Source organism: Vibrio plantisponsor (assembly GCF_013041605.1).
Lineage (GTDB): Bacteria > Pseudomonadota > Gammaproteobacteria > Enterobacterales > Vibrionaceae > Vibrio > Vibrio plantisponsor.
The window spans coordinates 183,031-197,728 of the sequence record NZ_JABEQC010000005.1; the positions used below are offsets into that span (position 1 = coordinate 183,031).

The following is a 14,698-nucleotide window of genomic DNA, read 5'->3' on the forward strand; positions in this document are numbered from 1 at the left end:
GAAGGCCAATGAAAACATTGGCCTTTGGCTTTTTTATAAAGGTACAGTATTAAAACTGTTTATTGATTTCAACCTTTACCTCGCTTCCCAGCTCAACGACTTGGCTTTCCCCAAACCAATCACCATCTCGCGTAGCTACATTACCGTCAGAATCGATTCGAACGCGAACAATGAGTTCCGGTAAGTCAGATAACTTACGTCCCTGCATCATGCTGTTCGAGTCATCCATAATAACCGTGAACGGGAAATTACGAAGCGGGTATCTCGCTGCGGCAATCGGCATTGGCGCACCATCTGCTGAATGCACAGAGACAATCACAACACCTTGACTCGGAAGTACCACTTCGCTGCCTAATGAAATGGAAACTGACACCGCATGTTCATCCAGCACCGCAGGTTCCATTTTAGCTTTGGCACTGGCGATGCTACGTGACAACATCTCGTAGCGACCGTCATTCGGACCTATCATTTGTTGCATAGACTGCCAGTGTTCAATCGCCGTTGGGTAATCCTGACGTTCAAATGCATCAAATGCCAGTAACGAATAGACGCGTAAATCGACATACTCCGCTTTCAACATTTTATTCAGCAGTGTGCGGGCACTTTGCTGGTCAATCTGATCATTCGAGAGCATCAGCGCTTGCGCATAACCTAGCTTAATATCACCATCTTGTGGTTCGATTGCGTAAGCTTTCTTCATAGCACCAATCGCGGTTTCCATATCGCGATTCGCTAATCCGATACGACCCAGCAGTAACCAGCCTGTCGAATCTTGCGGTTCATAATGAAGTCGAGTTCTTAGAGCTAAGGTTAAGTCTTCCATCTCTTTATCGGTCAGCTCAACCCCTTGTGGGTTCATCAGCTTTTTCGATAGTTCCGGAAGGTTCTGACTGATCTCTTGCCAGTGCTGAACTTTCTGGTAATTACCAAAAACGGCGTACAAACCGTAACTCAATGCCACCACAAGAATAAGCGAAGGCACAAGCACCATCGACGTTGATAACGTGCGTTCTTCGGTCTTGTTCTGGTCATTTGGAATATCATCCAGCAGCGATTGTTTAAGATCTGCCACCAGCTCTTGTTGGTCTTCAACTAGGCCTTCATCGGTTTCGACCGCTAATTCAGCAAGTCGATCCTTATAGAAAGCTTTGTTGAGATCGTCACGCAATGCAGCATCGTTATTTGCTTTTGGTTTAAGCATTGGAATAGCGACAAAGACACACGCAATCGCGACAAGAATTAGCGTTAACACCCAAAATAAAGTCATTACTGCTTATCTCCGTCTTTATCTTCTTCCAATAAGGCTTTTAAACGTTGTTCTTTGTTTTCATCCCATTCTGCAGCTTCAGCGCTGGCTTTACGGCGCTTGGTTCGCAAAACGATAACAACGAAACCAACCACTAATACAGACAGCGGAGCTACCCATAAAATAGCGGTAGATGCAGTTAATGGTGGGTTGTAAGTAACGAAGTTGCCGTAACGGGCAATCATGTAATCGACGATCTCACCTTTAGATTTACCCTCTTTGGTCATCTCGTAGACTTTTTGACGTAAGTCCTGAGCCAACGCAGCGTTAGAATCTGCAATAGAGTTGTTCTGACATTTAGGGCAACGCAGAGTATTACTCAACTCATGAAACTGCGCTTCTTGCTCTGGTGTATCGAAATCGTAAACATCAATCGCAGCAATGACCGAAAAAGACAGCAAAGCGGCGGCTACTAAAGCGAATAACTTAGCTCTCATTTCTTCGCCTCCAGCAATAACTGTTCATAAATCGGAGCCAGTGTTTGTTTCCAGTTAGTCGGGTTGACATCACCAACATGGCGATAACGAATAACACCATTGGCATCAATCAGAAACGTCTCTGGCGCACCGTAAACACCCAGATCCAACCCTAACATACCGTTGCCATCAAACAGGCTGATAAGGTATGGGTTGCCTAATTCATTCAGCCATTGAACGGCTTTATCACGTTGGTCTTTGTAGTTTAAACCAATGATTTTCACATCTTGCTTTGAAAGCTCATTTAAGTACTGGTGCTCGGCATAGCAAGTTGGGCACCAAGTCGCCCAGACGTTAAGCAGCAGCGGCTCACCACGAAATATCGCTTGGTCGTAAAGCTTACCGGGTTCGGCTAGGTCTTCTAGGCGAAACTCAGGTACTTGTTTGCCGACAAGAACTGATTCCAACTTGGTTGGGTCATCACCCTCTGCATTTCTGAGTAGCTGTGTGGTAAAAACCGCAACTAAGCCAAGAAAAATAACCAGAGGGATAAATAATATCTTCTTGTTCATTTAAGCCTCCTTAGCTGCTGCTTTTCTAAAGCGGTAACGTTTGTCACTGATTGCAAGAATGCCACCGATAGACATCAATAGACCGCCAGCCCAAATCCAACGTACAAACGGTTTGTAATACAGACGTACCGCCCATGCATCGCTGTTATCAAGACGCTCACCCATTGCGATATAAAGATCGCGAGTGATTCCACGGTCGATTGCAGCTTCTGTCATCATAGACTTAGCCGTATTGTAGAAACGTTTTTCAGCATTCAATGTATTAACGTACTGACCATTCTTTGTGACTTCAAACTGAGCGACATAACCGTCATAGTTCGGGCCATCACGATCCAGTAAGCCTTTGAAATAAAAATCGTATTCATTCAGTTGAAAATGCTCACCCGGTGCCAAACGCACATCACGCTCGATGCTGTAATTTTGCACCATAGCAATACCGATGATCGAAATCGCTAAACCAATGTGACCAAGTACCATTGACCAATGGCTACGATGAACCTGCTTCACACCAACCATAAAGGTATGACGGTGAGTGGCACGTTGATGAATCTCATAGCCATGCAACAAGATAATCCACCACGCCATTACCCAGCCCATGAAAGCCAGACCTGTAAACGACTCTGCGGTTGCGAATACACAAGCGGCCGCCAGTGCCAAAGACCCAACAGCGGAAATCGCCATAGGTTTGGCTAAAACAGAGAGGTTATCTCGCTTCCAGCGAACCAGTGGACCAATACCCAGTAATAAAGCGAATGGCACCATCAACCAGCTAAACAAACTGTTAAAGAATGGCGCACCAATCGAAACAGAACCAAGACCTAACTGCTTATGAACCAGTGGTAACAGCGTACCAATCAAAACCACAACCAAAGCGGTAATCAGTAATACGTTATTTGCTAAAAGCGCGTTTTCACGTGATACCAGCTCATAATTTCCTCGCGCTCGTACCGAAGCACCTTTTACTGCGAACAATAGTAAAGAGCCGCCGATAACAAATACTAGGAACGCCAAAATGAACATACCGCGAGCAGGATCGGAAGCGAAAGCATGCACAGAAACCAGAATGCCCGAACGTACTAGGAATGTACCCAGTAGGCTTAGTGAAAATGCAGAAATCGCCAGCAGAACCGTCCAAGCCTTAAACGTGCCACGTTTTTCCGTAACAGCAAGCGAGTGGATTAACGCGGTACCCGCCAGCCAAGGCATAAATGAAGCGTTTTCTACTGGATCCCAGAACCACCAGCCACCCCAGCCAAGTTCGTAATATGCCCACCATGAGCCAAGAACGATACCCATTGTCAGGAATAACCAAGCTGCCGTTGTCCAAGGACGAGACCAACGAGCCCAAGCGGTATCAAGACGTCCTGTCATCAGTGATGCAATTGCAAAAGAGAAGGCAACCGAAAAGCCCACATACCCCATGTATAACATCGGTGGGTGAATGATTAGGCCCGGGTCTTGCAGCAGTGGGTTCAAATCACGCCCGTCGATAGGGAAATAAGGCAATGTACGTAAGAACGGGTTAGAGGTAACAATGATAAACAGTAGGAAACCTACCGAGATCATACCCATAACAGCAAGTACGCGCGCCACAGATTCTTGTGGCATACCACGGCTAAAACTTGCAACCGCAACAGTCCACGCAGCTTGAATTAACACCCATAACAGAAGCGAACCTTCGTGCGCTCCCCAAACCGCCGTTAAACGGTAATACCATGGAAGCAAGCTATTCGAGTTACTTGCGACGTATTTAACCGTAAAGTCATTGGTATAAAATGCCCAAAGCAAAATACCGAATGACAATAACAAAAATGAGAACATCCCCCACGCCAGCGGACGGGCAGAGTTCATTAATAAGGTGTTATTTCTTGAAGCACCAACCAGAGGCAATAGGCTTAGCAATACCGCTAAGCCCAACGAAATAATCAGGGCAAAGTGACCTATTTCTGCAATCATTGATCACTTCCTTGTTTTTGTTCCGGAGTGTAAGTCAGCGGAGCATGGTTCTTTTCCATCGCTTCTGCAATTTCAGGTGGCATGTATTCTTCATCATGCTTTGCGAGCACTTCAAAAGCTTCAACGGTGGTCGCATCCACTAATACACCTTGAGCTACAATACCCTGCCCTTCACGGAACAGATCGGGAAGAATACCTTCGTAAACCACAGTGACCGATGGGCCAACGTCGTGCAATAAAAAGCTGACTTTGAGAGAGTTAGGATCGCGCTTTACTGACCCCACCGTGACCATACCGCCAATACGTAAGCGCTGACCAACTTCTGGCTTTTTGCCATCTTTACCGTTAACCAACTCTGTCGGCGTATAGAACAGGTCCATATTTTGGCTTAATGCATAGAGAATCAAACCTGTTGTCGTGCCTAAACCAATGAGAATAGCGAGGACAATACCGAGCCTCTTTTTACGTCTTGGGTTCACAGTGTGTTCTCCATATGTTTCGCCGCTTCGATACGCTCTTGACGCTTAATTTTATTTCTGACTTCTTGCATCAGCGCCTTACTACGATTGATACTCAAAAGCCACAAAACGGCCATCGATAAATAGGTAATGCCAAAACCACCCCAAACGTAGCTGGCGTAACCGCCCATCGCGAAAAAATCTGACCAAGTTTCAAAATGCATGGTTATTCTCCTTTCTCTGCTTGGGCTAATTGGATAACCCACGGACGATGACTCTCTTTACTGATAATTTCGTTTCTTAAGCGTGCAACCGTTAAAGCAGCAAAGAAAAAGGCAAAGCCAAAAATATTCAGCAATAGAGGCCACAACATACTGGCGGAGATAGAAGGCTTCTCAAATTTAGTGATCGTTGCGCCCTGATGTAACGTGTTCCACCACTCCACAGAGAAATGAATGATAGGTAAGTTAATCACACCCACAATTGCCAAAATACCTGCGGCTTTCGCAGCTGTTTTTTGATCATCGAATGCGTGGTAGAGAGCAATAACACCAAGATAAAGGAAAAGCAGAATTAACTCTGAAGTTAAGCGAGCATCCCATACCCACCAAGCTCCCCACATGGGTTTACCCCAAACAGCGCCAGTGATAAGTGCAATAAAGGTATAAACCGCACCGATAGGCGCCATGGCTAGTGCTGCCATGTTGGATAATCTTACCTGCCAGACGATGCCGATAAACGCAGCAATTGCCATAGACATGTAAGCACCCATAGACCAAATGGCTGAAGGCACATGAATATAGATAAGCCTGAAACTGTCACCTTGCTGGTAGTCTGATGGAGCGAATGCAAGCCCCCAAACTGTACCAACCGTCAAGCAGGCAAAAGCTAAAACAGTGAACCACGGGAAAAACTTCCCACATAACTGGTACGCAGATTCTGGCTTAGCGTAGGGATGGAGCCATTTCCACATTGTTTGTCCTCACTTTGCTTCTAATACTTAACTTATTCGTGTTAAGTTTTTTGTGTAAATTTGGGCTAAATAAAAAAGTCGTTCTTACGTTAGTTAACACTTACTCGTAACGCCGCACTGATCGCAAACGGAGTTAACGTCATCGCTCCAACCAACATTGCCGCTAAGATGGCCAACTGACCGTTGTAGGCCATTCCCAAAGAAGCAGCATCTATCGCTGATGTGGCGAAAATTAAAATGGGTATATACAAAGGCAAGACCACTAGGCTAAGCAACACGCCGCCTTTTTGCAGACCAACCGTTAATGCCACGCCGATGGCACCAATAAAGCTGAGCGTTGGTGTACCAAGCAACAGGGTGGCTACCACACCAAGCCAAGTGTCAAAATTCAGCGACAACAGAATAGCTAATAATGGGCTTATTAATATCAGAGGCACGCCAGTAAGTAACCAATGAGCGATCACTTTTGACAAAGCAACCACAGAAAGCGGTACTGGCATAATCATCATCTGCTCAAGGGCACCGTCTTGAAAATCATCACGGAACAGACGTTCTAAAGAGAGTAACGCAGACAGGAGAGCAGCAACCCAAACAATGCCCGGAGCAATACGAGAAAGCAGCCCTGGCTCTGGACCAATGCTGAGCGGGAACAATGTAATAACGATGATAAAAAACCACAGCGGGTTAAAAATATCGGCCTGGCGTCGGAATGCAATTAGGAGTTCACGCTGAATGATCATCGCCATGGTTGAAAACATTAGGCGTCTCCTAGTTTGATTTTGCGTAACTTGTCATGGTCGGCGAACATATCTTGGTGTGTGGTTAAAATAACAATGCCACCATTTTCCGCATGTTTTAAAAACAGAGCTTCCAATACTTTCACACCTTGTTTATCTATCGCGGTCAGGGGTTCATCCAAAATCCACAACTTCTGCTCGCTTAGCCATAATCTTGCTAATGCTACGCGTCGCTGCTGTCCTGCGGACAATTTAGCCACTGGAACATCTTCACGCCCTACGAGCCCAACCTGCACTAACGCTTGATAGATATCTTCTTTGCTATTTTTTGCTGAGTGGACAGACTGGTAAAAATGCAGATTCTCAAAAGCAGTTAACTCACGCTTAATACCGGTTTGGTGTCCCAAAAACAGCAAATCCGCATGGTAGCTGTCTCTGTCTTCTTCGATATTTACCTTGTTCCAGTAGATCTCACCTTCGTCACGGTCTGCAAGGCCAGTGATAATACGCAACAGAGTCGTTTTACCTGTGCCATTTCGGCCTTCAATCTGGACGAGTTCGCCCGCGTCGATATTGAATGATAAATGCTCGAATAGCACCTTTTCATCGCGAATTGCAGTGAGATTGTTAACGTCCAGCATGAGCTTCTATATAACAAATTAGGGGCTGCTATATTACCACACCACGGTTTAGACAAAATAGAAGAAGGGTATTACGAATCACGAAACTAAGTAAGAATCTGTTAATTTTTAGCGATTTGTTTTTTCTTTTACCACTTTATAGTTACAAATGAAGATCTCGAAAAACAAAAAAGGAAGCGATTGGCTTCCTTTTAGGCTTAATGGATATTTCTAACGAGATTGTTTTCGTACTGGAGGCCGATTGGATACTGCGCGTGCTTTACCTTCTGGATGACTCGTCAATGGCGGAATCGCCTCTTTACCTTGCAGTTTTTTCTGCAAAGACATCATCAGTTCAGCTTCAGCTTTCGGCAATTCACACTCTTCGATCAGTTCGTCAAGATCTGCGCCGAGTTTGACCATTTTGCTTGCCCGACTGTATAGGCGTGCATCGGTATCGGCATTTTCAAGCTCTTTCAATCTGTCGTTTAGGTGCTTGATGATGTCTTGCTGATCATTCACTGTTTTTCCAAGGCCAACAACAACCGAGCGAACTTCCAGCATTTGTTTGCTTACTTTCTGCTGCTCTTTATCGGCATTTCGAAGTTGCTGTCTGAAATAGTCACCCTGACGTATCAAGGCTCGGCGCAGGCTTACCCACACCAAACCAATCAGCATCACTAACAGTGCAACACCACCCGCTAAAAACGGAGATGCATAGGACATCAACTCATTCATTATAGATGAGCCATTTCATCCCATTCTTCGTCAGAAAGCAGTTTATTTAGGTCAACCAAGATCAGAAGTTTACCGTCACGGTTGCTTACGCCTTGGATGAACTTAGAGCTTTCATCAGTACCAACACTTGGAGTGGTATCAATTTCAGAAGAACGTAGGTATACAACCTCAGCAACGCTATCCACTAGGATACCAATTACTTGACGCTCAGATTCGATCACTATGATACGAGTGTTGTCACTGGTTTCACCCGGCATCAAACCGAAGCGAGAACGAGTGTCGATAACCGTTACTACGTTACCACGTAAGTTAATAATACCTAGAACATAGTCTGGCGCACCTGGTACAGGAGCGATTTCAGTGTAACGAAGTACCTCACGCACTTGCATTACGTTGATGCCATAGGTTTCTTCTTCTAGTTGGAACGTCACCCACTGAAGTACTTCATCCTTCGAGTGTTCTTTTCTAACTTCGACTTCGTTAGCTTGAGACATACCTTTTCCTCTCTAAGTCGTTACCGACAAAAATATTATTTTATCCAGAGCTATTTATCTAATGCTTTTACATCAAGCCCTGCATTAAGCATAGCTATCAATGCTTCAACATGGATCAAAGCACACATTTTTTCTTTAACCATACCAGCAAGCCACGGACGTTTACCGACCTGCTCTCGCCAGCGAATTTTTTCACTGCTTAGCGTTTCTGTTCCCAACAGCTGAGAACACGCCAGACCCCACATGCTCTCACCCAACATAACGATATATTGGTACGCTTCTTTGTAGCTGTCATCACGCAGCTTTTCTGCCATGACCCACTTTGCTGTGTCAACAACATCAAGCTGAGAATCGCGGTTAGTCTGTAAACCTAAGTACCAAGCAGGGCGACCGATCAGATGATTAAGTTCAGCCTTGCGATGGATGCCACCGAGTTCATCTAATGGAACCGCAAATGTCACACCATTCACATCAAAGTATAGAACTTGGAAGTTCTGCTCTCGGATTGGGGTTTCCCAATGGCCTAGACCCGCAGCACCTGATTGGGTTTGTAGTTCAACAGCAACCTGCTCTTCAACTTCAATTTCAGGTTGAATATCTGCGATTTCGCTTTCTGTTACTTCGACCTCAGGAGTTTCAACTTTAGCTTCTAGTTCAACTTCTGTGATGTCTGTAGCTACATCCCACTCTTGAATCTCTTCAACAATAGTTTCTTGAATGACCGGTTCTTGTACAGCTGGCTGTGTCGCAACCTGAATGTCGAGCGTGTTCTGCTCCATTACCTGTTCAAGTTCGAGTTCCGCCACTGGATTACTTGCTTCCATCTGGCTTAACAGACGTTGAACATCTTCCAGATTGGGCATCTCTAGTTCTTGTAAACCATCCAGAGAATCATCCAAATAACTTTTTTCTGGAACAGATTGAACCCTAGGAGCCAGTTCCGGCTCCTTTTCAACAGGCTGCTCTTCTATCAACTCTTCTTCTAGAAGAGCCGTAAAGTAATCATCTAATGCTTGTTCACTTGATAGTGAATGGCTACTGCTCATTAATAGCAAGCCTCTCCAAATACAATAGCAACTGTTTATAGGCAAATACACCGCGACTGCCGTCGGCGAAATGGGATGCAGGTAAGCGCTTCAAACTCGCATCTCTAAATTTTGTATCAATCGGTACTGCTGAAGACCACACCTGATCTGGGTAGTCTTTCTTAAGCTGGGTCAAGGTTTGCAAAGAAGCACGAGTACGTTTGTCGTACATGGTTGGTACGATCGTCACTTTGAACTCACGGCTACGTGACTTCTGCATAATTGCCAGAGTGCGAACCATACGCTCTAGCCCTTTCATCGCCAAAAATTCAGTCTGTACTGGGATAAGAATTCGATCGCTTGCTGCTAATGCGTTAACCATCATCACACCCAAAATTGGTGGGCAGTCGATCAGTACATAGTCATAACGCTGGCGTAAAGCCATTAATGCACGTTTAAGGATTAACCCCATGCCGCTACGGTTACCCATAACACGGTCTAAAGTCGCCAGCGACATATGTGCTGGGATAAGGTCAATGCCTTCAACGTCTGTTTTCAATATCAGAGGTTTAACGTTTTGTTCGTTGTACTCTTTCAATTGAAATAGATCGAACAAGCTGGTTGGAACGCTATCCGAGTCGTAACCCAGATACGTCGTTAACGATGCGTGTGGATCGGTATCCACCAGCAAGACGCGTTTTCCTTGTTTACTCAACAAACCGGCTAACGTAATCGTTGTTGTGGTTTTACCTACGCCACCTTTTTGGTTTGCAACGCTCCAAACAATCATTAAATATCCTTATGCAAGACCTACTTCAACCAGCATTCTTTCTGCAATACGGTCTAGTGGTAGATCTTCAGATGAAATACCTGATTTCGCAACAGCTTGTGGCATACCATACACCACGCAACTGGCTTCATCCTGTGCCCAGATGGTTGAACCCGCAGACTTCAGCATTCGAGAACCTTCGCGCCCGTCAGCGCCCATACCGGTCAGAATCATGGACAACACTTTGTCGTTGTAAACTTTGGCTGCTGAGCCAAAAGTCACATCTACGCAAGGCTTATAGTTCATGCGTTCACCACCATCCAGAATGCGAATTTTCGCAGCGCCTGGGCGGCCTTCAAGCATCATTTGCTTACCACCCGGTGCCAGATACGCAACACCCGGACGCAATGGATCACCATCTTGCGCTTCCTTCACTTCAATTTTACATAGTGAATTCAATCGGCTAGCAAAGGCTGCGGTAAACGTAGCAGGCATATGCTGAACGAGAACAATCGGATGAGGATAATTAGCTGGCAGTTTAGTCAGAATTTTTTGCAACGCAACAGGGCCGCCAGTGGAGGTACCAATAGCGGTTAACTGATAGCTTTTACCAGAAGCTTTGAAGCGAGCCATCGGAGACGAAGGTCTTGCTGCAGGTGCAGCCGACGCTGTCGTATTCGCTTGTGCGCGCCCAAATGGGCTGGTTGTTGTAGTTGATGTCGATGCCGTCGCTGAGCGCGTTGTACCGCCAAGAGGTCGGCGCATGAAGCTCTTTTTCGCTGCAATTTGAATTACACGTTGCTGTAGCAAGCTCACCGCTTCATCGCGATTACGTGCAATATCTTCAAACTTCTTAGGTAAAAAGTCTAAAGCACCTGCGTCTAGCGCATCTAACGTTGCTTTAGCGCCTTCTTGCGTTAACGAAGAAAACATCAAAATCGGGGTCGGATTCGATGCCATGATTTGACGGACGGCTGTAATACCGTCCATCACTGGCATCTCAATATCCATAGTAATCACATCTGGCTTTAGACGTTCGGCTTTTTCAACCGCTTCTTTACCGTTAGTTGCGACATCGATAACTTCAAGGCGTGATTCAGCGTTTATTATTTCGCTGACTCTGCGTCGGAAAAAACTTGAGTCATCTACAACTAATACTTTAATCGCCATAGTTTTCCTTAAATTTGTACTCTTACTTAAACTCGAGAAGCCGATGCATAGCGTTTAAGCAGATCTGGAACATCAAGAATCAAAGCAATATGTCCGTCACTGGTAATTGTTGCACCAGCCATACCCGGAGTACCTTGCAGTAGCTTGTCTAGTGGTTTGATAACCACTTCTTCTTGACCAATTAAAGTATCAACAACGAAACCTACACGCTGACTGCCTAGCTGAACAATAACCACATGCCCATGACCTTTACGCGCTTGCACTTTACCTGCTTGAGGAGCGAGCCAGTTTTGCAGATAGAAAAGCGGAATCGACTTATCACGAACGATGATGGTCAACTGCCCATCAACAACGTTAGTTCTGCCTAAATCTAAATGGAAGATTTCGTTAACGCTTGCCAGTGGCAACGCAAATGGATGCCCAGCAACACCAACCATTAGTGTTGGTAGAATTGCGAGAGTAAGCGGTACTTTAATCGTGATCTTAGTGCCTTTGCCTAGCTCTGAATCGATATCGATTGAACCGTTTAGGGTATTGATAGCCGTTTTTACAACGTCCATCCCTACACCACGGCCTGAAATATCAGAGATCTTTTCTTTACTTGAGAAACCCGGCATGAAGATAAGGTTAAAACACTCTTTATCTGTCAGGCGAGAGGCTGCATCTTCGTCCATCATTCCACGCTTAACCGCGATAGAACGTAGTTTTTGAGGGTCCATACCGGCGCCATCATCAACGATAGCCAGTTCAATATGGTCGCCTTCTTGTGATGCAGAAAGAATCACTTTACCCGTACGAGACTTACCTGACTTCGCACGCTCGTCCGGCATTTCAATACCGTGGTCAACCGAGTTACGAACCAAGTGAATCAATGGATCCGCAAGTGCTTCAACCAAGTTTTTGTCGAGATCGGTTTCTTCACCGCGCATTTCCAGCACGATATCTTTGTCTAGGCTACGCGCTAGGTCACGAACCACGCGTGGGAAACGACCAAAGACTTTCTTGATCGGCTGCATGCGCGTTTTCATTACAGCGCCTTGCAGATCTGCGGTAACCACATCAAGGTTTGCAACCGCTTTCGACATTTCTTCGTCGTTACTATTTAGACCAAGACTTAACAGACGGTTACGTACCAATACTAACTCACCCACCATGTTCATAATCACATCGAGAGTCGAAGTATCTACACGAACCGTGGCTTCTGCTTGGTTCTGAGGTTTCTTAGCTGCGGCAACTTCACGTTTTTCTTCAGGCTGTTTCACCGCAGGTACGGCTGGTTTTTCTGCCGCTGCCACTTTAGGTGCTACAGCTTTTGGAGCAGACGCTTTTGCTGCTGCCGCCGGCGCTGCTGGTTGAGGATTTGCTGCAGCTGGACGTGTTGCCATGTCCAACTCTTCAATTGATGGACCTTTACCAGCGCCATGTAACTCATCGAGAAGTTTTTCAAACTCTTCGTCAGTCATTAAGTCGCCTTCAGCCCCTGCTGCACTTGATGCGGCAGGCTGCGCAGGCTTACTTGGAGCCGCTGGCTGAGCAGGTGCTTGCGGAGCACTGCTGTTGGTCGGGCTTTTACCCTTACCATGAAGTTCATCAAGAAGTTTTTCGAATTCATCATCGGTGATATCACCGCTTAAATCCGCGTTTGTCGGCGCACTAGGTTGCGCAGGTGCGGCTTCTGACTTAGCGGCAACGCCCGGGCTCTTACCCTTGCCATGCAACTCGTCCAACAGTTTTTCGAATTCGTCTTGAGTAATTTCGTCAATAGAGTCAGCCGACAATTTAGTCTCTTCTGGCTGGCTTTGAACAGGAGCTTCAACTACTGGCTCTTCAATCACCACGTCTTCAACAACAGGTTCTTGTGATGCAGCAGGAGCGTCTTCAGATTCTGGCTTACATAAATTATGTAGCTCATCAAGAAGTGCCGGATCAGCAGGCGTTAGCGGTTCGCCATCTTGAACTGCACGGAACTGTTCATTCACTGTATCGAGTGAACGAAGCATCGTGTCCATCAGGCTTGGAGTAACACTGCGTTGGCCGTTACGCAAAATGTCGAACACGTTTTCCGCACCGTGACAAGTTTCGACCAGCTCTGTCAGAGACAGGAAGCCTGCGCCACCTTTTACTGTGTGGAAGCCGCGGAAGATTGCGTTTAGCAGATCTTTGTTTTCAGGGTCATTTTCTAACTCTACTAACTGCTCAGAAAGCAATTCGAGGATTTCACCTGCTTCAACCAAAAAGTCTTGAAGAATGTCTTCGTCTAAATCGTAGCTCATACGTTACCCCTAAAAACCAAGACTCGACAATAAATCGTCTACTTCGTCTTGAGATGCGACAGCGTCTTCTCTCTCATGAGGATTCAATATTGGTCCTTCAGCTTGAGTTGATGCTTTTTTCTCGCTAACTATTTGTTTCTGTTGTTCTGATTGTTCTTTTCCAAACGCCGTCAAAATATCGACCAAACGTTGTTCTACTTCGTTAACCAAAGTAATCACACGGCGAATGATTTGACCGGTCAAATCTTGGAAGTCTTGCGCCATCAGTATTTCAGTAAGCTGGCCACGCAACTCACTGCTATCACCTTCAACTTGCGACAATAGGTCATCAACACGATGACATAATGCTTTGAATTCACTGAGTTCTATCTGACCACGCATAAGTTCGTTCCATTGAGGACGAACGAGCAGTAATGTTTCATGTAAACTGTCAGCAATAGGCATACAACGGTCTACAGCATCCATTGTTTTGTTTGCCGCGACTTCCGTTTTTTCTATTACGTAAGTTAACCGAGTCCTTGCATCAGGAATTTCATCCTTAGCAATTTCTGAGATTCGATCGTCAATTTGAAACTGCTTAAGTGAATCATGCAGATCTCGGGTCAGTTCCCCGATCTCTTTAAACATCGGGTTACGTTCAGACTCAAAAACTCGCTTTAGAAATAGATTCGCTTCGTCTTGCAATCCATTCTCTAGCAATTCAACGAGTTCTTTGGCTTGTTCTAATGAAATCATTCTGATATAGCCTTACACGCGTAATGAATAGAGCACCTTCGTCCTAGCAAAAGTGTTTATAGACGTTCGAATATTTTTTCCAATTTTTCTTTAAGAGTCGCGGCTGTAAAAGGCTTCACGATATAACCATTAACGCCAGCTTGAGCGGCTTCGATGATCTGCTCACGTTTCGCTTCTGCAGTAATCATCAAAACAGGAAGATGCTTCAATTGGTCATCTGAACGAATGTGCTTCAACAGATCGATACCTTGCATACCAGGCATGTTCCAGTCTGTTACTACAAAGTCAAACTCACCCTTCTTGAGCATTGGCAATGCCGTCAAACCGTCATCTGCTTCTTGTGTATTATTGAAGCCCAAATCACGAAGTAGATTCTTTACAATACGGCGCATTGTTGAAAAGTCATCAACAATAAGGATCTTCATGTTTTTATTCAAAATTGCCTCCACTGAGTTC

Annotated in this window: 17 protein-coding genes; all 17 read right to left on the reverse strand. The window is 45.4% G+C overall.

The window, feature by feature from the left end; all coding sequences use genetic code 11:
* Nucleotides 1-49: 49 nt before the first annotated feature.
* The 17 genes from ccmI to cheY all read right to left on the reverse strand — a co-directional run bounded on the left by ccmI (nt 50) and on the right by cheY (nt 14,667).
* Nucleotides 50-1,267, reverse strand: coding sequence for a c-type cytochrome biogenesis protein CcmI (gene ccmI, locus HKI82_RS09105; RefSeq protein ID WP_171137823.1), 1,218 nt, complete (start codon nt 1,265-1,267; stop codon nt 50-52).
* Nucleotides 1,267-1,743 (reverse strand): cytochrome c-type biogenesis protein, encoded by a 477-nt coding sequence (locus HKI82_RS09110; protein WP_112403888.1) that lies wholly within the window; start codon nt 1,741-1,743, stop codon nt 1,267-1,269. The genes ccmI and HKI82_RS09110 overlap by 1 nt, the downstream gene beginning before the upstream one ends.
* Entirely contained in the window at nt 1,740-2,294 is a 555-nt protein-coding gene (locus HKI82_RS09115; RefSeq protein WP_102952749.1) for a DsbE family thiol:disulfide interchange protein, read from the reverse strand. Before HKI82_RS09115 ends, HKI82_RS09110 begins: the two co-directional genes overlap by 4 nt.
* Entirely contained in the window at nt 2,295-4,250 is a 1,956-nt protein-coding gene (locus HKI82_RS09120; protein WP_171137824.1) for a heme lyase CcmF/NrfE family subunit, read from the reverse strand.
* Entirely contained in the window at nt 4,247-4,729 is a 483-nt protein-coding gene (gene ccmE, locus HKI82_RS09125) for a cytochrome c maturation protein CcmE (RefSeq protein ID WP_042483810.1), read from the reverse strand. The genes HKI82_RS09120 and ccmE overlap by 4 nt, the downstream gene beginning before the upstream one ends.
* Nucleotides 4,726-4,932: a heme exporter protein CcmD gene (gene ccmD / locus HKI82_RS09130; RefSeq protein ID WP_171137825.1), complete on the reverse strand. Its 207-nt coding sequence runs from the start codon at nt 4,930-4,932 to the stop codon at nt 4,726-4,728. The genes ccmE and ccmD overlap by 4 nt, the downstream gene beginning before the upstream one ends.
* A 2-nt stretch (nt 4,933-4,934) precedes the next feature.
* Nucleotides 4,935-5,681, reverse strand: coding sequence for a heme ABC transporter permease (locus HKI82_RS09135; RefSeq protein WP_102940798.1), 747 nt, complete (start codon nt 5,679-5,681; stop codon nt 4,935-4,937).
* 89 nt (nt 5,682-5,770) lie between these two features.
* A complete protein-coding gene (gene ccmB, locus HKI82_RS09140) occupies nt 5,771-6,439 on the reverse strand; it encodes a heme exporter protein CcmB (RefSeq protein ID WP_042483816.1) in 669 nt (222 codons plus the stop codon).
* Nucleotides 6,439-7,059 carry a cytochrome c biogenesis heme-transporting ATPase CcmA gene (ccmA, locus tag HKI82_RS09145; protein WP_171137826.1) on the reverse strand — a complete coding sequence of 207 codons (621 nt, stop codon included), beginning with the start codon at nt 7,057-7,059 and terminating at the stop codon, nt 6,439-6,441. The genes ccmB and ccmA overlap by 1 nt, the downstream gene beginning before the upstream one ends.
* A gap of 210 nt (nt 7,060-7,269) precedes the next feature.
* A complete protein-coding gene (locus HKI82_RS09150; protein WP_102940801.1) occupies nt 7,270-7,776 on the reverse strand; it encodes a DUF2802 domain-containing protein in 507 nt (168 codons plus the stop codon).
* The gene (locus HKI82_RS09155; RefSeq protein WP_042483825.1) at nt 7,776-8,270 is read right to left on the reverse strand and encodes a chemotaxis protein CheW; all 495 of its coding nucleotides are present in this window, start codon (nt 8,268-8,270) and stop codon (nt 7,776-7,778) included. Before HKI82_RS09155 ends, HKI82_RS09150 begins: the two co-directional genes overlap by 1 nt.
* Nucleotides 8,271-8,320: 50 nt before the next feature.
* Nucleotides 8,321-9,316, reverse strand: a complete 996-nt coding sequence (locus HKI82_RS09160; protein WP_171137827.1) for a chemotaxis protein CheW — start codon at nt 9,314-9,316, stop codon at nt 8,321-8,323.
* On the reverse strand, nt 9,306-10,085 hold the full coding sequence (locus tag HKI82_RS09165) for a ParA family protein (RefSeq protein ID WP_102940803.1): 780 nt from the start codon (nt 10,083-10,085) through the stop codon (nt 9,306-9,308). The genes HKI82_RS09160 and HKI82_RS09165 overlap by 11 nt, the downstream gene beginning before the upstream one ends.
* A 9-nt stretch (nt 10,086-10,094) precedes the next feature.
* Complete coding sequence (locus tag HKI82_RS09170; protein ID WP_112403884.1) at nt 10,095-11,234, reverse strand: protein-glutamate methylesterase/protein-glutamine glutaminase; 1,140 nt, start codon at nt 11,232-11,234, stop codon at nt 10,095-10,097.
* Between the two features lie 26 nt (nt 11,235-11,260).
* Entirely contained in the window at nt 11,261-13,507 is a 2,247-nt protein-coding gene (locus HKI82_RS09175; protein WP_171137828.1) for a chemotaxis protein CheA, read from the reverse strand.
* A gap of 9 nt (nt 13,508-13,516) precedes the next feature.
* A complete protein-coding gene (locus tag HKI82_RS09180) occupies nt 13,517-14,242 on the reverse strand; it encodes a protein phosphatase CheZ (RefSeq protein WP_102940806.1) in 726 nt (241 codons plus the stop codon).
* Between the two features lie 56 nt (nt 14,243-14,298).
* The gene (gene cheY / locus HKI82_RS09185; RefSeq protein WP_042483844.1) at nt 14,299-14,667 is read right to left on the reverse strand and encodes a chemotaxis response regulator CheY; all 369 of its coding nucleotides are present in this window, start codon (nt 14,665-14,667) and stop codon (nt 14,299-14,301) included.
* Nucleotides 14,668-14,698: the final 31 nt, after the last annotated feature.